The sequence below is a fragment of the Necropsobacter rosorum genome (genome assembly GCF_964241405.1).
Lineage (GTDB): Bacteria > Pseudomonadota > Gammaproteobacteria > Enterobacterales > Pasteurellaceae > Necropsobacter > Necropsobacter rosorum.
In genome coordinates, this window is the sequence record NZ_CAXSXF010000002.1 from 160,735 (window position 1) to 180,650 (window position 19,916).

16 protein-coding genes are annotated in these 19,916 nt (G+C 51.4%); 7 read left to right on the top strand and 9 right to left on the bottom strand.

All coding sequences use genetic code 11. The features are described 5' to 3' along the window. Positions 1-41: 41 nt before the first annotated feature. On the bottom strand, positions 42-770 hold the full coding sequence (gene truC / locus ACESOH_RS04755) for a tRNA pseudouridine(65) synthase TruC (protein WP_373100422.1): 729 nt from the start codon (positions 768-770) through the stop codon (positions 42-44). Continuing rightward, complete coding sequence (locus ACESOH_RS04760; protein WP_373100423.1) at positions 770-1,087, bottom strand: YqcC family protein; 318 nt, start codon at positions 1,085-1,087, stop codon at positions 770-772. Before ACESOH_RS04760 ends, truC begins: the two co-directional genes overlap by 1 nt. A gap of 104 nt (positions 1,088-1,191) precedes the next feature. Between ACESOH_RS04760 and ACESOH_RS04765 the strand changes: the two genes are divergently transcribed. Genes ACESOH_RS04765 through ppnN form a run of 3 tightly spaced genes read left to right on the top strand, consistent with a single transcriptional unit; the run spans position 1,192 to position 4,219 of the window. Next, positions 1,192-1,980: a Zn-ribbon-containing protein gene (locus ACESOH_RS04765; RefSeq protein ID WP_373100053.1), complete on the top strand. Its 789-nt coding sequence runs from the start codon at positions 1,192-1,194 to the stop codon at positions 1,978-1,980. 23 nt (positions 1,981-2,003) lie between these two features. Next, positions 2,004-2,843, top strand: coding sequence for an NADPH-dependent 7-cyano-7-deazaguanine reductase QueF (gene queF / locus ACESOH_RS04770; protein ID WP_373100055.1), 840 nt, complete (start codon positions 2,004-2,006; stop codon positions 2,841-2,843). An 11-nt stretch (positions 2,844-2,854) separates the two neighbouring features. Then, positions 2,855-4,219 carry a nucleotide 5'-monophosphate nucleosidase PpnN gene (ppnN, locus tag ACESOH_RS04775; protein ID WP_373100057.1) on the top strand — a complete coding sequence of 455 codons (1,365 nt, stop codon included), beginning with the start codon at positions 2,855-2,857 and terminating at the stop codon, positions 4,217-4,219. 85 nt (positions 4,220-4,304) lie between these two features. Here the strand turns inward: ppnN and ACESOH_RS04780 are convergent, their stop codons facing one another. From ACESOH_RS04780 to ACESOH_RS04795, 4 genes are all read right to left on the bottom strand, one after another. Further along, positions 4,305-5,471, bottom strand: coding sequence for a multidrug effflux MFS transporter (locus ACESOH_RS04780; protein ID WP_373100059.1), 1,167 nt, complete (start codon positions 5,469-5,471; stop codon positions 4,305-4,307). Between the two features lie 80 nt (positions 5,472-5,551). Further along, positions 5,552-9,469 (bottom strand): ATP-dependent RNA helicase HrpA, encoded by a 3,918-nt coding sequence (gene hrpA / locus ACESOH_RS04785; RefSeq protein WP_373100061.1) that lies wholly within the window; start codon positions 9,467-9,469, stop codon positions 5,552-5,554. Beyond that, complete coding sequence (locus ACESOH_RS04790) at positions 9,466-9,849, bottom strand: DUF423 domain-containing protein (RefSeq protein ID WP_373100063.1); 384 nt, start codon at positions 9,847-9,849, stop codon at positions 9,466-9,468. The genes hrpA and ACESOH_RS04790 overlap by 4 nt, the downstream gene beginning before the upstream one ends. A gap of 1 nt (position 9,850) precedes the next feature. Beyond that, on the bottom strand, positions 9,851-10,303 hold the full coding sequence (locus ACESOH_RS04795) for a DUF441 domain-containing protein (RefSeq protein WP_032092724.1): 453 nt from the start codon (positions 10,301-10,303) through the stop codon (positions 9,851-9,853). Between the two features lie 178 nt (positions 10,304-10,481). On the opposite strand from ACESOH_RS04795, the gene ACESOH_RS04800 reads away from it, so the two are divergent. Further along, the gene (locus ACESOH_RS04800) at positions 10,482-11,411 is read left to right on the top strand and encodes an AEC family transporter (RefSeq protein ID WP_032092725.1); all 930 of its coding nucleotides are present in this window, start codon (positions 10,482-10,484) and stop codon (positions 11,409-11,411) included. Between the two features lie 60 nt (positions 11,412-11,471). Here the strand turns inward: ACESOH_RS04800 and ACESOH_RS04805 are convergent, their stop codons facing one another. The 3 genes from ACESOH_RS04805 to fdhD form a co-directional block, all read right to left on the bottom strand. Then, complete coding sequence (locus ACESOH_RS04805; protein ID WP_373100065.1) at positions 11,472-13,706, bottom strand: copper-translocating P-type ATPase; 2,235 nt, start codon at positions 13,704-13,706, stop codon at positions 11,472-11,474. Positions 13,707-13,753: 47 nt separating this feature from the next. After that, positions 13,754-13,963 carry a cation transporter gene (locus ACESOH_RS04810; RefSeq protein WP_032092726.1) on the bottom strand — a complete coding sequence of 70 codons (210 nt, stop codon included), beginning with the start codon at positions 13,961-13,963 and terminating at the stop codon, positions 13,754-13,756. 216 nt (positions 13,964-14,179) lie between these two features. Continuing rightward, positions 14,180-15,010, bottom strand: a complete 831-nt coding sequence (gene fdhD, locus ACESOH_RS04815; protein ID WP_373100067.1) for a formate dehydrogenase accessory sulfurtransferase FdhD — start codon at positions 15,008-15,010, stop codon at positions 14,180-14,182. 198 nt (positions 15,011-15,208) lie between these two features. Here fdhD and fdnG point away from each other — a divergent pair, with 198 nt between their 5' ends. From fdnG to ACESOH_RS04830, 3 genes are read left to right on the top strand one after another with little or no spacing between them, the layout of a single operon-like run. Next, positions 15,209-18,310: a formate dehydrogenase-N subunit alpha gene (gene fdnG, locus ACESOH_RS04820; protein ID WP_373100069.1), complete on the top strand. Its 3,102-nt coding sequence runs from the start codon at positions 15,209-15,211 to the stop codon at positions 18,308-18,310. After that, positions 18,307-19,230, top strand: coding sequence for a formate dehydrogenase subunit beta (fdxH, locus tag ACESOH_RS04825; RefSeq protein WP_032092730.1), 924 nt, complete (start codon positions 18,307-18,309; stop codon positions 19,228-19,230). The genes fdnG and fdxH overlap by 4 nt, the downstream gene beginning before the upstream one ends. Next, on the top strand, positions 19,223-19,891 hold the full coding sequence (locus ACESOH_RS04830) for a formate dehydrogenase subunit gamma (RefSeq protein ID WP_373100071.1): 669 nt from the start codon (positions 19,223-19,225) through the stop codon (positions 19,889-19,891). The genes fdxH and ACESOH_RS04830 overlap by 8 nt, the downstream gene beginning before the upstream one ends. Positions 19,892-19,916 lie beyond the last annotated feature (25 nt).

Below are 19,916 nucleotides of genomic sequence, written 5' to 3' on the forward strand. Positions count from 1 at the left end.
GCACCGCACTTTTTGCCCATGATTTGCTCGCTACTTGTCCGCTACCCCGGCGGATATTGCCAGCCGAAGCGCTCAAACAGCAACCGCCATTGCGAATCTAACGGCGCGCAAATTTCAATACTGGCATTTGTGACAGGGTGACTGAAAATCAGTTTATGCGCATGCAGCATCAAACGATTTACCCCGATATTTGCCGTTAACGCACGATTCTGGTGCAAGTCCCCATATTGCGTATCGCCTAAAATCGGATGAAAAAGATGCTTTAAGTGACGACGTAACTGATGTTTACGGCCGGTATGCGGAATTAACCGGAGTAAAGAATAACGACTGGTCTGATAACGCCCGGCCGGATAAGCCATTTCCACCCTGTCTAAGCCGTAATAATCCGTCACCGCCTGCTGCGGCGGTTTATCTCGCTGCGCGAATTTATCGGCGATTTTATCTTCCCGCACGCTCAACGGATAATCCACGCGCCCCTGCCCCGATAAATAACCACGCACCACCGCCAGATAATGTTTTTCCACCTGTTTTTGCTCAAACTGCTGACACAGCAGGTTGGCCATACGGCGGTTTAAAGCAAACAGCAGCACGCCGGAAGTCGGGCGGTCCAGACGATGCACCGGAAACACATGGCGGCCTATTTGATCTCGCAGGGTTTGCATCACAAATTGCGTTTCATGCCGATCAAGCCAGCTGCGATGAACCAGCATGCCCGCCGGTTTATTCACCGCCAGCATGTCATCATCGTGATAAAGAATATCCAGCGGCATTATGATTGCTTCTGACACAGGCGCTCAATTTCGCTGATCGGGGTTAATAATTCGTCCAGCCCCGCCAGCTCTTTTAACGCCTCTTCCACATAAGGCACCACTGCAATCTGCTGCGGCAGCGGCTGGCCGCTTTCCAGCAACGCATACATGCGCGGAATAAAAACCCATTGCAGCCATTCGTGCGCCGCCATGGTATCCAGCGCAAACGGCTGGCTGCTTAAAAAGGCGCTGTCTTGCGGCGGCATGGTTTGCCAAAGGCCGAGCTTTTGCATGGCCTGTTGTAAATTGTGCAGATGAATTCGGGTCTGGGCTCGCATCATTTATCCTTAAAACCGGTTGTTTTTACCGTTGCGTATTTTATGCAATTTGTCTATCTTAATCCATCAGCAAGACCGCAATACCAACTTAAAAGTGAAAAAATATGTATCTTATTGAAGCCTTTTTTACCCCGCGCAGCCGGGCGCGTCAGCATATTGCCGATTTAAGCTATCTGGTCAATCAGATTATTGAACAATGGCGTTATAACGGGCAGATTATCGGGCGGGAAATTCCGCTGTTCAGCGCCGAACTGGCGGGCGAAACAGGGCTGGCGGTACGCGTGGTTTGTCCCGAACAGCAAAGCCTGCTGGCCGAATACAATAACACCGAAGTGGATAGCGCGCTGGAAACGGCGGAAAGTGCGGGGCTTTTTTTCGACGGATTTCAGATTATCGCCGACGATCTGAATTCCGACACCACCCATAGCGGCACCGCGCCGAGCTGGCAGATACTCTATACTACTTATCTGCAATCCTGCTCGCCGTTACACAGCGGGGACGATTTCCTGCCGATTCCGCTGTATAAACAGCTGAAAAACGTACCGCACTTGAGCATGGATATTATCAAATGGCAGGAAAACTGGCAGGCCTGCGATCAGCTGCAAATGAACGGTGCCGTGCTGGAGCAACAGGCGCTGCGGGAAATAGCGGATACCGACAGCAACCTGTTTAAGCACGGTTATTATCTGGCGCGTGATATTGAGCGCATCAGCGGCATTGCGACCTATTATTATCTGTACCGCCTCGGCGGTGATAATTTAGCCGGCGAACAGCAGCGCCGTTGCCCTTTATGCGGACAACCATGGGCGCTGCCCCGCCCGTTATTTGACTTGTTTTATTTTAAATGTGATCATTGCCGCATCGTATCCAATTTATCCTGGCACTGGCAATAGCCATAACATTAAGGACAATCATCATGCATTATCATGACGCCAGCCTGAGCGCACTCAAACTTGGGCGGCAAACGGAATATGCCGCCGATTATGACCGCACTTTGCTGCAAAGCGTGCCGCGCAGTCTTAACCGCGACGGCTTGGGCATCACCGCACGGCAGCCTTTTACCCTCGGGGCGGATCTCTGGACCGCTTATGAAATTTCCTGGCTGAACCCGAAAGGGCTGCCGCAGGTTGCCATTGCCGAGGTGGACATTGATTTCCGCAGTCAGAATCTGATCGAATCGAAAAGCTTCAAACTGTATCTCAACAGTTTTAACCAAAGCAAATTTCCTGATATCACCGCCGTCGAACAAATTATCCGGCAGGATTTAGCCCGCTGCGCCGACGGCGAAGTCAACGTGCGGTTAAACACACTGGCGGATTATACGGACAAACCGATTGCCGCCTTGTACGGCGACTGTATCGATCAACAGGATATCGAAATTACGGATTATGCCTTTAATCCCGAACTACTATCCGGTTGCCGCGGGGATGTGATCACTGAAGAAACGCTGGTCAGCCACCTGCTGAAATCCAATTGTCTGATCACCCGACAGCCGGACTGGGGCAGCGTTCAGATCCATTATCTCGGCGCAAAAATCGACCGGGAAAAACTGCTGCGCTATCTGGTTTCTTTCCGTCAGCACAACGAATTTCATGAGCAATGCGTGGAGCGCATTTTCTGTGATCTGATGCGCTTTGCACAACCGCAGAAACTTAGCGTATATGCCCGTTATACCCGACGCGGCGGGCTGGATATTAATCCGTTTCGCTCGAATTTTGAACCCGTTCCGGCAAATTGCCGTTTAGCCAGACAATAAAAGGAGTTTGTATGACTGATATTCATTACGTCAATCCCAGAGGCAGTATGGATCAGCTTTCCCATCTGGAAGTGGAGCTATTGACTAAACAGGCGCAGAGCGAACTTTATACCCTGTATCGCAACTGTTCGCTGGCGGTGCTGAATTCCGGCGCCGTCACCGATGACAGCCGGGCGTTGCTGAACCGCTACCCCGATTTCGATATTAACCTGATTGCCAAAGAACGCGGCATTTCCCTTGAACTGCATAACCCGCCGCCCGGTGCTTTTGTGGATGATCGCATTATCCGCAATATTCAATACCATCTGTTTGCGGTATTGCGCGATATTGTGTTTGTGAATGTGCTCAGTCAGCGGATTAATCCCTGCGACATTCAGGACAGCGTGCACATTACCAATCAGGTGTTCGCCATTTTGCGCAACGCCAAAGCGCTGATCGTCGGCGAATTACCGAATCTGGTGGTCTGTTGGGGCGGACATTCCATTAATCAGACCGAATATCAGTACTGCCGCGCCGTCGGGCTGGAACTCGGCCACCGCGAGCTGAACATCGTTACCGGCTGCGGGCCGGGCGTGATGGAAGCGCCGATGAAAGGGGCGGCCATCGGACATTCCGATCAGCGCTATAAAAACAGCCGTTTTATCGGCATTACCGAACCGTCCATTATCGCCTCCGAACCGCCGAATCCGATCGTTAACGAACTGATCATTATGCCGGATATCGAAAAGCGTCTGGAAGCCTTTGTGCGGATGGGACACGGCATTATCATTTTCCCGGGCGGGCCGGGAACGCTGGAAGAATTTTTATATATTCTCGGCATTAAGCTGAACCCGGAAAATAAAGGGCAGAAATTACCGTTAATTCTGACCGGCCCGCAGGAAAGCGCCGACTATTTTGCCGCCATTGACCGTTTTATCGGCGAAACGCTGGGGCCGGAGGCGCAATCCTTGTATGAAATCATTATCAATGATCCGGTTGCCGTCGCCCGTCATATGAATATCGCCATGCAGGAAGTCCGGGATTTCCGCTATCGGCAAAACGATTCCTACGGGTTTAACTGGACATTAAAAATCGAAGCGGAATTTCAGACGCCGTTTATTCCGACCCATGAAAATATGGCTAATCTGGATCTGCATCTGAATCAGTCCAAAGTGTCCCTTGCCGCTAACCTGCGCCGGGTTTTCTCCGGTATCGTTGCCGGCAATATCAAACCGGATACGCAGGATAAAATTGCCGAGCTGGGCAAATTCCGCCTGCACGGTGATCCGGCATTAATGCACAAAGTCGATGAATTGTTGCAGAATTTCATTGAGCAGGATCGCATGAAACTGCCGGGCGGCGACGCTTACGAACCTTGTTATGAAATCGTCAGATAAAACGGCGAGAACCGCTGTGTTACCGGGTGCGGCACACAATGCCACGAAAGCATGCTCTGCCCGCCCGGTTGTGGTTTTACCGATGCTATTTTACCTGCGTTCTTACCGACCAATAAATGCCGGCGACCAAACCGCCTGAGATTAACATCACCGCCGCGGTGGCATAAAAAATGTTACCGATGCCCACCAACGGGGAAACCAGCGCGCCTAAAAAGAACGGGAAAAAGCCCAACAATGCCGAGGCACTGCCCGCATAGCGGCGCTCGCTTTCCATCGCCAGCGAGGATACGGTCGGCAAGGTGATGCCGGTAAATAACAACAGCATAAAAAATCCCGCTTCAACCAGCCAGACATGAATCCGGCATACCAGCGCAACAGCCACATACAGCACCAAAATAAAAATCCCGCCGGCTCCCAGCCGCAGCGCCCTGCTGGTTGCCAGTTTCCCGCCGATATTCGAGCCGATAACCAATGCCGCGCCGTTAGCGGCAAAGCATAAGCTGAAGGCGAAGGCGCTCAGGGCATAAAAATTCTGAAAAATAAAGGGGGATGCCGCAATATAGGCGAACATGCTTGCCAGTGCAAACGACTGCATCGCAACATACCTCATAAAGCGCCGATTGCAGAGGATCGGCACAAACACCTTGAAACTGACGAACAGCGTGCTTTGTAAGCGCGCTTCCGGCTTTAAGGATTCAGCTAAACGCAGACAGACAAGTGACAATGTCACCCCAAGTGCGGTCAGAAAAATAAAAATTCCGCGCCAGCTCATATATTCCAGCAATAAACTGCCCAATACCGGCGAGATAATCGGCGCAATCCCGTTGACCGTCATCAGCAGGCCGAAAAAGCGCGTCATTTCCCGCCCGCGATATAAATCGGTGGCCACTGCGCGGGCGATCACCACACTGCCCGCTGCAGCCAATCCCTGCACCGTGCGCAACAGAATAAAGGCCTCAATCGTCGGTGCGAAAATCAGCGCGGCGGTACTGAAAATATATACCGCAAGCGATATCATCAACGGCTTTTTGCGCCCGTATTTATCACTCAGCGGCCCTAAAAACAATTGTCCGACCGCCAGCCCGACCATCGCGCTGGTCAGGCTGAGTTGGGTCATCGACGCATTGGTACGGAAAAACGCCGCCAGCTGCGGCAACGCCGGTAAATAAAGGTCGATGACAAAAGGCCCGAAGGCAGATAATACGCCCAATAACAGCACCAGAAATAATTTACTGTTGGTTTTGCTTCCCATTACACATCCTAACAACAATAAAAAGACACCGCGCGGTGCCTTTATATCATCAAACACAAATTAATCAAAACGCATAAAAATCAGACCGCACTTTCAATCGCCGCCAGCACCCGCTTGTCCGACACCGGATATTTGGTGCCCAATTGCTGCGCGAACAGACTGACGCGCAGCTCTTCGATCATATAGCGGATTTCCGCCGTTTGCGGCGACATCGGTTTGGATTTCGGCAGTTTACTCAACAGCCGCGCATAAGCAGCCGCGACCTGTTCGACACGCAGCATAGCGGCGCGGTCACGGTTAATATCCTGCGCCAGTTTGTCGATCCGCTTATCAATCGCCTGTAAATAACGCTGAAGATCCGGCAGGCGGGAATAACCGGTTTTTTCCACAAAACCGGGATAAATCAGCCCCGCCAGTTGAGATTTAATATCCGACAGCGCAAAGGCCATGGTGAAATCCATTTTGCCTTTCAGGCGTTTGTTGATCTCAAAGGTGAGGGTCAGCAGCGTTTCCACTTGCTGCGCCACCTGCACGGTAATCGGATTCAGATTTTCGCGGACAAAATCCCGCAGTTTGTCAAATTCCGCCTGTCGCCAGACCACGCCGCCGAAATCCGCTATCAGTTTATCCGTGGCACAGGCGATGCAATCGTCAATCAGCGCCGTCACATTGCCGAAGGGCGCAAAGTATAACCCGAGCTTGGATTTATTCGGCAGTTTTTCATGCAGATATTTAATCGGTGACGGCACGTTCAGCAGCAACAGACGGCGTAATCCCTGCCCCATCGCCACCGCCTGTTCGTATTCGGTTTCGAACAGGCGAATGCCTACCGCATCCCGCTCATCGACGATCGCCGGAAAGGCTTTCAGGGTAAAACCCTGTTTTTTCTGCTCGTAACTTTGCGGCAGAGTATCGAAATTCCACACATGAATGCCGCTTTGCTCGATGCCGTCGTCCGCCACCGCGGCAAGGCTTTCCTGCACCTGATCTTTGAGGTTGAATTTCAACTCGTCCAAATCCATGCTTTCGGCAATTTTCTTGCCTTTATCGTCAATCACCCGAAAGGTCATTTTTAAGTGCGGTGCGATTTGCGCAAGATTCCATTGTTCGCGCGCCACCGTCACGCCGGTCATACGGCGCAGCTCATGGCTCAGCGTTTCCAGCAGCGGTTTATGTATATCCGTTGCACGGCCTAAAAACGCGTCGGCATAATTGGGTGCCGGTACAAAATTGCGCCGCAAGGCCTTCGGCAGCGATTTGATCAGCGCCACAATCAATTCATGGCGCAAACCGGGAATCTGCCAGTCAAACCCGCTCATTTCCACCTGATTGAGTAACGGCAGCGGAATATGCACCGTCACGCCGTCCGCCTCCGTGCCGGGTTCAAACTGATAACTCAGTTTCAGCTTCAGATTGCCCTGCTGCCACCAGTTAGGGAAATCCAGCTGACTAACCCGCTCCGCCTCCTCATTGATCAGGAAGGATTTTTCAAAATTCAGCCGTTCCGGATCTTGTTGTCGTGCACGCTTCCACCATTGGTCAAAGTGTTTCTGCGAGACCACTTCGGCACCAATCCGCTGATCGTAAAAATCGAACAGCGCACGTTCATCCACCAGAATATCGCGCCGGCGGCTTTTATGCTCCAGCTCCTCCACTTCACGGATCAGTTTCCGGTTGGCAAAAAAGAATTGATGTTTTGTATGCCAGTTGCCTTCCACCAAAGCGGACTGAATAAAAATCTCACGGCTGACCACCGGATCAATCGCGCCGTAATTCACTGCGCGCGCCGCCACAATCGGCACGCCGTACAAACTGACTTTTTCATCGGCCAGCACCGCGCCTTGCGATTTCGACCAGCGCGGTTCGGCATAGGATTTTTTCACCAAATGCGCCGCCAGCGGTTCAATCCATTCGGGATTGATTTCCGCCACCATGCGTCCCCATAATTTTGAAGTTTCCACCAGTTCCGCCGCCATGCACCATTTCGGCTGCGGCTTAAACAACACGGAATTGGGGAAAATGGCGAAGTGCGCATTTCTGGCGCCGAGATACTGGTGTTTTTCCGCCTCTTTCATGCCGATATGCGACAGCAGCCCGCTTAACAGTGCGGTATGAATCTGGCTATATTCTGCCGGCGTCGAATTAATCGGCAGCCCCATTTCCCGCACGGTCTGGCGGATTTGCTGATAAATATCCTGCCATTCGCGCACGCGCAGATAATTCAGATAGTCTTTCTGACACAAACGGCGGAACTGATTTTTAGTCAGGCTTTTTTGCTGTTCCTGAAGATAACGCCACAAATTGAGAAAAGCGAGAAAATCGGATTTCTTATCGGCGAAACGGCGGTGTTTTTCATCGGCGGCCTGCTGTTTGTCCTGCGGTCGTTCGCGCGGATCCTGAATCGACAACGCGGCGGTAATCACCATCACTTCCCGAACACAGGCGAAATCCACCGCACTTAACAGCATTTTCGCCAGACGGGGATCGAGCGGCAACTGTGCAAGGCGACGCCCGACAAGCGTCAATTGACGCTGTTGTTTGTGCCGAATGGTACGGTATTCGAACGCGCCCAGCTCTTCCAGCAGTTTAATTCCGTCCTGAATATGCCGTTTGTCCGGCGCATCCACAAACGGAAAGGCTTCAATATCATCCAAGCCCAGCGCGGTCATCTGCAAAATGACCGAAGCCAGATTGGTACGCAAAATTTCCGGATCGGTAAACGGCGGACGATTATTGAAATCCTCTTCCGAATACAGACGAATACAAATCCCTTCACTCACCCGCCCGCAGCGCCCTTTACGCTGATTGGCGGACGCCTGCGAAATCGGTTCAATCGGCAAGCGCTGCACTTTGGTGCGGTAACTGTAACGGGAAATCCGCGCCGTTCCGGGGTCGATCACATATTTTATGCCCGGCACGGTCAGCGACGTTTCCGCCACGTTGGTGGCCAGCACAATGCGGTTTAAACCGCCCGGATGGAAAATTTTATTCTGTTCCTGCGCCGACAGACGGGCAAACAGCGGCAGAATTTCGGTATGCCGCAACTGCTGTTTTTCTAAGGCTTCGGCGGTATCGCGGATCTCACGCTCACCGTTGAGAAAAATCAGAATATCGCCGCGCCCCTGTGCCTGTAGTTCGTCCACCGCATTCAGAATGCCCTGTAGCTGATCCTGCTCCTCATCTTCCGCAATCGGACGATAACGCACCTCCACCGGGAACGTGCGCCCCGACACTTCGATAATCGGCGCATTGTTGAAATGACGGGAAAACCGCGCCACATCAATGGTGGCCGAGGTAATGATCACTTTCAGATCAGGGCGGCGCGGCAACAGTTGTTTCAGATAACCGAGAATAAAATCATTGTTCAGGCTGCGTTCGTGCGCTTCATCAATAATCAGCGTGTCATACTGATTCAGATAACGATCGGTCTGAATTTCCGCCAGCAGAATACCGTCGGTCATCAGCTTAATCTGAGTCTGTTCGCCGATTTGATCATGAAAACGCACTTTATAGCCCACCAGCGAGCCGAGTTCGCATTTCAGCTCTTCGGCAATCCGCGCCGCCACCGAACGGGCGGCAATCCGGCGCGGCTGAGTATGTCCGATCAGCCCCTTTTGTCCTAATCCCAGTTCCAGACACATTTTCGGCAGCTGAGTGGTTTTGCCCGATCCGGTTTCACCGGCGACGATCACCACCTGATGATGGGCAATTAAACGCTGAATTTCCACTTTGCGCTGACTGACCGGCAGATTGTCGGCAAAAACCGGCGGATTTTGCACCGCACTTTTGCGCCGTGCCAAACGGGCCTGCGCCGCGTCAATCTGCGGTAAAATTTCCGCGGCCGCCGCCTCCCGCGCCGCATCGTCTTTTATCCGGCTAAGCCCTTTAATCCGCGCGCTTAAACGGCGCTGATCGATGATCATCATCTCGTTTAACCGGGCAAAAAGACGCTGTTGTAAGGGGGTAAACGGGTTATGTTTTACTGCATGTTTCATCATATTGATTGATTAGATCTGAGACTTCCGTAAGCCAGCAGCAGCCAGCCGATTAAAAACAGCGTGCCGCCGAGCGGTGTCAGCCAGACCATAAACCGGCCGGCACCGAGGGCTAAGGCGTAGAGACTGCCGCTGAACAAAATAATACCGAGCATCCAGGCAAGGGCGCTAAAACGAATTACGCGGCGGGCGGCAAAATCGGCCGGCAAACAGGCCACGACCAGTATCGCCAGACTGTGAAACATTTGATATTGCAGCCCGGTATCGATCCACCCCAATGCGTCGGGCGATAAAGTGCGGGCTAATCCGTGGGCGGCAAAAGCGCCGAACGCAACGCAAAAAAAGCCGTTCAACGCGGCAATCAACAGCCAATAATGTCGCATGTTACGCCTTCCCCACCAGCAGAGATAAAATCCCCGCCGCAATAAGCGGCCCGACCGGCACCCCGCCGAAAAACGCCACGCCTAAAATGGTGCCGACCAAAAGCCCGGTCAGCAACACGGGATTTACGCCCATAAAACTGACGCCGCGTCCGCTCAGCCAGGCCACCAGAATACCGACCGCCACCGCCAGAAACATTTTCCAGTTGATAAATGAAATCCAGCTCGGCAGCGGGATCTTACCGGAAATAATCGGGCTTAATACCCCGATGGTCAGAATAATAATCCCGATATTCAACCCGTTTTTTTCCATAAACGGAATATATTTCACCAGAAAGGTCTGCTGCATCAGCAGCAATACGGTTGCGGAAATCGTGATGGAATTATTATTGCCCAGCACACCGAGCAAAATCAGCACCACCAGTAATAAGGCGATGGAATTAAATTGTAATGACATGAAACGAATACCTTAGATTCTGTGAAAAAACCGACCGCACTTTTTATTAAAGCACATAAAAGTGCGATCTGAAATCTGCAAAATTATAACAATTTTTGCCCGCCTCTGCGGTTTTATTTTCATTTTCGGGCAAAAAAGTATAGTATGAATTCAATTCCGGTAAGCCATTAACTTTTTTATGGAAATTGCACTACTTCTGGCGACCAAAATCACCGAACTGACATTAGCGGTATTGATGGGTTATGCGCTGGTCAAATCCAAAGTCCTTAGCTCGAAAGACAGCTATCCGCTGTCGGTGGTCGGTTTATATCTCATCAGCCCCGCGGTGATGATCAACGCGTTCCAAATCACCTATACCCCCGCCATTTTAAACGGTCTGCTGCTTTCGCTCGGCATGGCGGCAGTGTTGCATTTTATCCTGATCATCCTCGGCAGACTGTTCAAACGCTTGTTTAAGCTGGATCCGCTGGAGCAGGCGGCGGCCATTTATTCCAATTCCGGCAATCTGATTATTCCTCTGGTGGCGGCTTTGTTCGGGCCGGAATGGGTGATTTACGCCAGCTGTTTTATTGTGGTGCAGACTTTTTTATTCTGGACCCATTGCCGCATATTGCTGTGCGGAAAATCCAATTTAACCTTCAAGACCATATTTAAAAACGTAAATATTCTGTCTATTCTGGTCGGCGTCACGCTGTTTGCCTTTCAGATTAAGCTGCCGGGCATTATCACCGGCACCTTATCCGCCGTCGGGGCGATGATCGGGCCGAATGCGATGATTATCGCCGGCATGCTGATTGCCGCCATTCCGTTACGCACGATTTTTTCCTCGAAACGGATTTATCTGGTGACGTTTTTGCGTCTGATACTGGTACCGCTTTGCCTAATGCTGTTGATTAAACTGACCGGCGTCTCGCGCTGGGTGGAAAACGGCGAAACCATTGCGATGATAAGTTTTCTCGCCACCACCAGCCCGGCGGCGGCCACCGTTACGCAGATGGCGCTGATTTTTAATAAAAACGCCGCCAAGGCCAGCGCCATTTACGGTGTCACCACACTGCTGTGCGTCGTCACCATGCCGCTGATTATCGCACTTTATCAGCTTATATAAAAAAAGACGAAACGGGCTTTCGTCTTTTTGGTTTGGCAATCTCCTTGAGCGATTATCCGTTTAATCATCAACCTTAAATTTCAGCAGACGATTCGCATTGCTCGCCACGGTAATGGAAGAAAACGCCATAGCGGCACCGCCTACCATCGGGTTGAGCAAAATACCTGCGATCGGATATAACACGCCGGCGGCGATCGGAATTCCCAGTGCGTTATACACAAAGGCACCGAACAGATTTTGTTTCATATTGCGCAAAATGCCTTTGGACAAAATCAAACCGTCTGCCACCGCACTGATACTGTGCCGCATTAAGGTCAGTTCCGCCGTTTCGATGGCAATATCGCTGCCGCTGCCCATGGCAATGCTGACATCCGCCTGCGCCAAGGCGGGGGCATCGTTAATCCCGTCGCCCACCATGACTACGTTATAACCCTGCCGCTGCAAATCCTTAATCGCCTGTGCCTTACCTTCCGGCAATACGCCGGCAATCACCTGATCAATACCGGCTTCCTTGGCAATGGCCTGTGCGGTTTTTTCCTGATCGCCGGTCAGCATAATCAAGCGATAACCCTGCTTATGCAGACGCTGCAAGGCGTGAATACTGTCTTCCCGCAGCGGATCGCGGATCACGAAAATCCCGGCCAGACGCTGCTCCACCGCAAAATACACCACGGTGGCGCCCTGCGCGCTTTCACGTTCCGCCGTTTCAGCCGCGGCGGCAATATCAACCTGTTGCTGCGACATTAAAGTGCGGTTGCCCAGCAATAAGTTTTTACCGTCGATTACCCCGCTCACGCCCAGCCCTTTTAAGGTATTGAAACGGCTTGGGTTTTGTAACGCCAGTTGTTTTTCCTGCGCCAGCGTCAATACCGCTTTCGCCAACGGATGACCGGCGCCCTGCTCCAGCCCGGCTGCCAGTTCGATAACCTGCATATCGCCAAAACCGTTAAAACAATGCAACCCTGTCACAAGCGGTTCGCCTTTGGTCAGGGTACCGGTTTTATCGAATACTACCGTATCCGCGGAAGCGGCTTTTTGCAACGCATCGGCGTCACGCACCAGCACGCCCAGTTCCGCCGCCCGTCCGACCCCGGCAATAATCGACATCGGTGTCGCCAGTCCTAACGCACACGGACAGGCAATGATCAGCACCGTGGTGAAAATCACCAACGCATAGGATAACTGCGGTGCCGGCCCGATAAAATACCAGATCAGCGCGGCAAGCAAAGCGATACCGATCACCACCGGCACAAATACCGCCGCAACTTTATCGGCGATCTGCCCGATTTGCGGTTTACTGCTTTGCGCCTGACGCACCAGTCTGATGATATTCGCCAGCGTGGTCTGACTGCCGATTTGCTCGGCACGGAATAATAAGGTGCCGTCGGTCACGGTGGTACCGGCGCTGACTTTATCGCCCGGCTGTTTTTCAACCGGCAGCGGTTCGCCGGTCAGCATACTTTCATCCAGCCAGCCGGCGCCTTGCTCAATAATACCGTCCACCGACACCCGATCACCGGTTTGTAAACGCAAAAGCATCCCCTGTTGTACCTGCTGCAACGGAATTTCACGCTCGCCCTGTTCGTCCACCACTTTGGCAGTGGGCGGCGTTAAATCCAGCAATCGTTCCAAGGCAGTGGAAGAACGCTGTTTGGCTTTGGCTTCCAGCATTTTACCGATATTGATCAAACCGATAATCATCGCGCTGGCTTCAAAATACAGATGGCGTGAATTTTCCGGGAAAAAGGTCGGATAAAGGCACACGAACATGGAATATAACCATGCGGTTCCGGTGCCCAGCGCCACCAGCGTATCCATGGTGGAGGTGCCTTTGCGCAGATTTTGTAGCGCTTTGCGGTAAAAATGACCGCCGGTGAAAACCATCACCGCCAAGGTTAATAACCCCAGCAACAGCCAATAATAATGATTTTGTTCAGTCACCGACATATCGCCGAACAAGCCCCAGAAGGTTAAACCGAAGCCCAAGATCAGAGCGATGATACCCTGCCATTTGCGTTGTGCGATTTCATGCCGAATCTGGGTTTGCTGTTTTTCACGGCGGATCTGTTCATCTTCAATCAGTTCTGCGCCGTAACCCGCCTCGACTACCGCATCAACCAACGCAGCGGGCTGCGCCTGTCCGAAAACCAGTGCGGTTCGTTCCGCCAGATTGACTTGCGCATTATTCACGCCCGGCACCGCTTGCAACGCTTTCTGAACTTTCAGCACACAGGCGGCGCAGCTTAATCCGTCAAGCAATAATGTCACCTGATCCCCTTGATTTTCCGCTGCCACAGGATCAGGATTCACCACCGGTTCGGCAGTTTTTTCCGGCAGCGAAGCTACTTTGCCTCGGAAGCCAACACCGCCTGATAGCCGGCCTCTTGCACGGCGTGAATCAAGACCTGCGGATCAACCTCGCCGACTACGGTGGCGCGTTCCAGCGTCACATCCGCGCTTTGTACGCCGTCAATCGCTTGCAACGCTTTAGTGACCGATTTCACGCAATGCTGGCAGGATAATTCGCTTAATGCTAAAACTGTGGTTGTCATGTTGATACTCCTTAGTTAACAAGATGGGTTAATCTACGCGGCTTAGCATAAAGCTTAACCTTAGGTTAAGGTCAAGCGGTATTTTTCTCACTCTTTTTATTCGGCGAGAATGCCTTAGAAACGCTGCTTAACGGACGCTATATTACGGCGTCCGCACTTTATCTGTTTTTAGAGACCGGAAACGGCGGGCAGAATGAAGGTAATAGACGGTAGATTTTAAGCAAAAACCAACCGCGCTTTTCCGCTGTAAACGGTGGCACGTCCTTCGCGGGCAAAACCAATCAGCGTTAAATCGCTTTGTTGCGCCATTTTCACCGCCAGATCCGTTGCCGCGGAAATGGCAATCAGCATTTCAATGCCGCAGGTGGCGCTTTTCTGCACCATTTCATAACTGGCGCGGCTGGTGACTAATACAAACCCCGTCGGTTTGTGCTGTTTGGCATGCCAGCCCAGCAATTTATCCAGCGCCACATGACGGCCGACATCTTCACGCAGCGCCAGCAGTTCGCCGTTCGGGGTAAAAAATGCCGCCGCATGGGTCGCCCCGGTTTGCCTGCCGAGGGTCTGCGCGGCATAAAGTTGTTGCAGGCAATCGTCAAGCCGCATTAAATCAAACGTAAAAGTGCGGTCTAAAACCGGCAAGTTTTTATACACCTGGTTTAGCTGTTCGCTGCCGCAGATACCGCAGCCGGTACGTCCGGCAAGCGTGCGGCGTTTTTCTTTCAGCAGAACGAAACGACGCGTCGCCAGTTCGATATGCACTTCAATACCATTGACAACCGGCACAATCTCAATGTCGTAAATCTCCGCCGGACTTTGGATTATCTCTTCAGCCAGCGAAAACCCGAGTGCGAAATCCGCCAAATCATGCGGCGAACACATCATCACCGTATGCGATATGCCGTTATAAACCAAGGCGACCGGCACTTCCGCGGCGACGGATTCCTTTTTTTGCTGATAATGAAAGGTTGATTCCGCGTTTCCGGATTGTTCCTTGTTTGTTAATTTTTTGAAAAAATTAATTGCAATTTCTGTGATCCATATCACGTTTTGTTGTCAACTCCATAAAATTAGTTATAGATTATTGCTCAAAAAATAGGTATTCTAGGTCGGATTTTTAGCGCTTCGCGCGCTATACTATCAAATCTATCCGACTACGAAAAAGAATTTACGCCATTTTTATTCGCCGAATATACAAGTTTTCGGCAAAAAAACAACTCTACTACTTACACTAAAGGAGTGATTATGCAGATCACTAGAAGAAAATTCTTTAAGATCTGTGCAGGCGGTATGGCGGGAACATCTGCGGCATTGCTGGGTTTTGCCCCGGCGACGGCGCTGGCGGCTCCCCGCGAATACAAACTATTACGCGCCCAAGAAACACGTAATACCTGTACTTACTGTGCGGTAAGCTGCGGTATGCTGATGTACAGCACCGGCAAACCGGCGACCAGTCTCAGTTCTCATACCGGCACAAATACCCGCAGTAAACTGTTCCATATCGAAGGCGATCCCGATCATCCGGTCAGCCGCGGAGCGCTGTGTCCGAAAGGCGCCGGCGCACTGGATTATGTCAACAGTGCCAGCCGCAGTCTCTACCCGGAATATCGTGCACCCGGTTCCGATAAGTGGGAGCGTATTTCCTGGCAGGATGCGATAAAACGCATTGCCCGTCTGATGAAAGACGACCGCGATGCCAACTTTATCGAGAAAAACGAGGCCGGCAATACGGTGAACCGCTGGACAACCACCGGCATTCTGACCGCCTCGGCAATCAGCAATGAGGCGGCATTATTAACCCATAAATGGATTCGCATGCTTGGCATGTTGCCGGTCGGCAACCAGGCCAATACTTGACACGGACCAACGGTAGCAAGTCTTGCTCCATCATTTGGTCGCGGTGCGATGACAAATAACTGGGTTGATATTAAAAACGCCAACCTTATCCTTGTGCAAGGCGGTAATGCGGCTGAAGCACATCCTGTCGGTTTCCGCTGGGCGATTGAGGCGAAGAAAAACGGTGCGAAAATCATCGTGGTTGACCCGCGCTTTAACCGGACTGCGGCGGTGGCGGATTTCTATACCCCAATCCGTTCGGGATCAGATATCGTGTTCTTAATGGGCGTGGTGAAATATCTGCTGGATAACGATAAAATTCAGCATGAGTATGTCAAACATTACACCAACGCATCTTACCTGATCAACGAAGGTTATAAATTTGAAGACGGTTTATTCTCCGGCTTTAATGAAGAAAAAAACAGCTACGATAAATCAAGCTGGTCTTATCAATTAGACGAAAACGGTTATGCCAAACGGGATATGACCTTGCAGCATCCGCGCTGCGTATTGAATATTCTGCGCGAGCACGTTGCACGTTACACGCCGGAACTGGTGGAGCAAATGTGCGGTGTAAAACAGAAGGATTTCGCCTATATCTGTGAGGAAATTGGCAAAACCGCTGCGCGCGATAAAACCATGACGCATTTGTATGCGCTGGGCTTTACCGAGCATTCTATCGGTACGCAGAATATCCGTTCGATGGCGATTATCCAGCTCTTGCTGGGGAATATCGGTATGCCGGGCGGCGGGATTAATGCGTTACGCGGTCACTCTAACGTGCAGGGTACCACGGACATGGGCTTGCTGCCGACGTCATTACCCGGTTATATGCGTTTACCGAACGATAAAGAAACCTCTTACGAGCAATATATTGACGCCATTACGCCGAAAGATATCGTGCCGAATCAGGTAAATTATTATCGTAATACGTCGAAATTCTTCGTCAGTTTAATGAAGTCGTTCTATGGCGATAACGCCACCAAAGAAAACGGCTGGGGATTTGATTTCTTACCGAAATTCGAACGGCTTTATGATCCGATTACCCATATTCATTTAATGAACGAAGGAAAAATGCACGGTTATATTTGTCAGGGCTTTAACGTGTTAAATTCCCTGCCGAATAAAAATAAAACCATCGCCGGTTTAAGCAAGCTGAAATATCTCATTATTTTAGATCCGTTGCAGACCGAAACTTCCGAGTTCTGGAAAAACTTCGGTGAATCCAATGATGTGAACCCGGCGGACATTCAGACTGAAGTGTTCCGTTTGCCGACCACCTGCTTTGCGGAAGAAGACGGCTCAATCGCCAACTCTGGCCGTTGGGCGCAGTGGCACTGGAAAGCCTGCGATCAACCGGGAGAAGCCTTACCGGATGTAGATATTCTTTCGATGCTGCGTGAAGAGATGCTGGAACTGTATCATCGCGAAGGCGGTCGCGGACTGGAATCGTTTGAGGCGATGAGATGGGACTACATTCAATCGCATTCACCAAGTGCGGAAGAATTATGTAAAGAACTGAACGGTTATGCGTTAGCCGATCTCTATGATGACAACGGCAACCTGATGTATAAAAAAGGACAATTGCTCAACGGATTTGCGCATCTGCGCGATGACGGTACGACCTCATCGGGTAACTGGCTCTATGCGGGACAGTGGACCGAAAAAGGCAACCAAACGGCAAACCGTGATAATTCCGATCCGTCCGGGCTGGGTTGTAATATTGGTTGGGGCTTCGCATGGCCGGCAAACCGCCGCGTGCTGTATAACCGCGCCTCACTGGATATTAACGGCAACCCTTGGGATCCGAAACGTCAGCTGATTAAATGGAACGGTAAAAACTGGAACTGGATGGATGTGGCCGATTACGGCGCCATTCCGCCGGGCGCGGATACCGGGCCGTTTATTATGTCCGCCGAAGGGGTCGGTCGTCTGTTTGCGGTGGATAAGATCAACAGCGGTCCGTTGCCGGAACATTATGAGCCGATAGAAAGCCCGATCGGCACTAATCCGCTGCACCCGAATGTGGTGAGCGATCCGACTACGCGTATTTATCAGCAAGACCGTGAATTTATCGGTTCAAGCAGCGAGTTCCCGTATGTCGGTACCTCCTACCGCTTGACCGAGCATTTCCACAGCTGGACGGCGCAATCCGCCTTAAATATCATCGCGCAGCCGCAACAGTTTGTGGAAATCGGTGAAGCGCTGGCGGCGGAAAAAGGGATCGAGAAAGGCGATATGGTCAAAGTTACCTCCAAACGCGGCTATATTAAAGCCGTCGCTGTCGTCACGAAACGGATTAAGGCATTAACCATTAACGGACAGACCGTCCACCAAGTGGGTATGCCGATCCACTGGAATATGAAAGCGCTGAACGGTAAAGGAAACCGCGGTTTCTCCACCAATACGCTGACACCGTCTTGGGGTGATTCCAATACTCAGACACCGGAATACAAAACCTTCCTGGTGAACATCGAAAAAGTGACTGAAAGCGCAGGAGGTGCAAAATGACATCATCGGTAATGACGCAGGATATCGTCAAAGTCTCCGCCACCTCAGGCTATACGCCGCCACCGCATGCGCGTGATCATAAGGTTGAAGTGGCGAAACTGATCGATGTGACTACCTGTATCGGCTGCAAAGCCTGTCAGGTGGGATGTTCCGAATGGAACGATATCCGTTCGGCGGTGGATGCGAAATGCGTCGGCGTTTATGACAATCCGACCGATCTGAACGCAAAAGCCTGGACGGTGATGCGCTTTAACGAAGTGGAAGAAAACGATCGTCTGGAATGGCTTATCCGCAAAGACGGCTGTATGCACTGCACCGAACCGGGCTGTTTGAAATCCTGCCCGGCACCCGGTGCGATCATCCAGTACGCCAACGGTATTGTGGACTTCCAGTCGGATAAATGTATCGGTTGCGGTTATTGTATCGCCGGTTGTCCGTTTAATATTCCGCGTATGAATCCGGAAGATAACCGGGTATATAAATGCACGCTTTGTGTCGATCGCGTGTCTGTCGGCCAAGAACCGGCCTGTGTGAAAACCTGCCCGACCGGCGCCATTCGTTTCGGTTCCAAAGAGGAAATGAAAGTCTATGCGGAACAACGTATCGTCGATCTCAAATCGCGCGGTTACGACAATGCCGGACTTTACGATCCGCCGGGTGTCGGCGGCACCCATGTGATGTATGTGCTGCATCATGCCGACAAGCCGGAACTTTACTCCGGCTTGCCGAAAGATCCGCACATTTCACCGACCGTCACATTGTGGAAAGACGTACTCAAACCGGTTGCGGCAATCGCCATGGGCGGTCTGGCGTTGGCCGAAGTCGCCCACTACCTCACCGTAGGGCCGAACGAAGAGGAAGATGTAGAAGACCACAGCGAACAGTTTGAGGCAGAAGACAGAGGGGGAAAACATGAGTAAATTCAATCTCAGCAATGACACGAAAATCGTGCGCCATAAACCTTTGGCGCGGGTGAGTCACTGGTTCCTCGTGATCTGCTTTTTCTTAACCATGTTCACCGGCGTTGCGTTCTTCTTCCCGGATTTCGCCTGGTTGCATGAAATTCTCGGTACGCCGCAACTTGCGCGTGCCGTGCATCCGTTCACCGGCATTATTATGTTTATCTCGTTTATTATTCTGGCCTTTATTTATTGGCATCATAATATTCCGGAGAAAAACGATATTCGCTGGCTGAAAGGCATCAAACAGGTGTTGCTCGGTAACGAACATGCCGTGGCTTACAACGGAAAATACAACCTCGGACAGAAAATGCTGTTCTGGACGTTGATCCTCGCCATGCTCACCTTGCTGACCACCGGTATCATTATGTGGCGACAGTATTTTTCCCATAATTTCCCGATTCCGGTCATACGCGTTGCGATTTTGCTCCATTCCGCCAGTGCGTTTGCACTGTTTACCGGCATTTTGGTGCATATCTACATGGCATTCTGGGTAAAAGGCTCAATCCGCGGTATGGTGGAAGGCTGGGTGACGGTGCGCTGGGCCAAAAAACACCATCCGAAATGGTTTAAAGAAGAAGTGCTGCCTGAATTGGAAAAACAGGCAAATAACCCGAAATAACCCTGAAAAGTGCGGTCGAATTTTT

Excerpts from the sequence above, each read along its gene's own strand:
- ACESOH_RS04780 (WP_373100059.1), bottom strand. The coding sequence starts at position 5,471 with ATGGGAAGCAAAACCAACAGTAAATTATTTCTGGTGCTGTTATTGGGC.
- truC (WP_373100422.1), bottom strand. The coding sequence starts at position 770 with ATGCCGCTGGATATTCTTTATCACGATGATGACATGCTGGCGGTGAAT.
- ACESOH_RS04765 (WP_373100053.1), top strand. The coding sequence starts at position 1,192 with ATGTATCTTATTGAAGCCTTTTTTACCCCGCGCAGCCGGGCGCGTCAG.
- ppnN (WP_373100057.1), top strand. The coding sequence starts at position 2,855 with ATGACTGATATTCATTACGTCAATCCCAGAGGCAGTATGGATCAGCTT.
- ACESOH_RS04800 (WP_032092725.1), top strand. The coding sequence starts at position 10,482 with ATGGAAATTGCACTACTTCTGGCGACCAAAATCACCGAACTGACATTA.
- ACESOH_RS04830 (WP_373100071.1), top strand. The coding sequence starts at position 19,223 with ATGAGTAAATTCAATCTCAGCAATGACACGAAAATCGTGCGCCATAAA.
- fdxH (WP_032092730.1), top strand. The coding sequence starts at position 18,307 with ATGACATCATCGGTAATGACGCAGGATATCGTCAAAGTCTCCGCCACC.
- ACESOH_RS04795 (WP_032092724.1), bottom strand. The coding sequence starts at position 10,303 with ATGTCATTACAATTTAATTCCATCGCCTTATTACTGGTGGTGCTGATT.
- ACESOH_RS04760 (WP_373100423.1), bottom strand. The coding sequence starts at position 1,087 with ATGCGAGCCCAGACCCGAATTCATCTGCACAATTTACAACAGGCCATG.
- hrpA (WP_373100061.1), bottom strand. The coding sequence starts at position 9,469 with ATGATGAAACATGCAGTAAAACATAACCCGTTTACCCCCTTACAACAG.
- ACESOH_RS04810 (WP_032092726.1), bottom strand. The coding sequence starts at position 13,963 with ATGACAACCACAGTTTTAGCATTAAGCGAATTATCCTGCCAGCATTGC.
- ACESOH_RS04790 (WP_373100063.1), bottom strand. The coding sequence starts at position 9,849 with ATGCGACATTATTGGCTGTTGATTGCCGCGTTGAACGGCTTTTTTTGC.
- queF (WP_373100055.1), top strand. The coding sequence starts at position 2,004 with ATGCATTATCATGACGCCAGCCTGAGCGCACTCAAACTTGGGCGGCAA.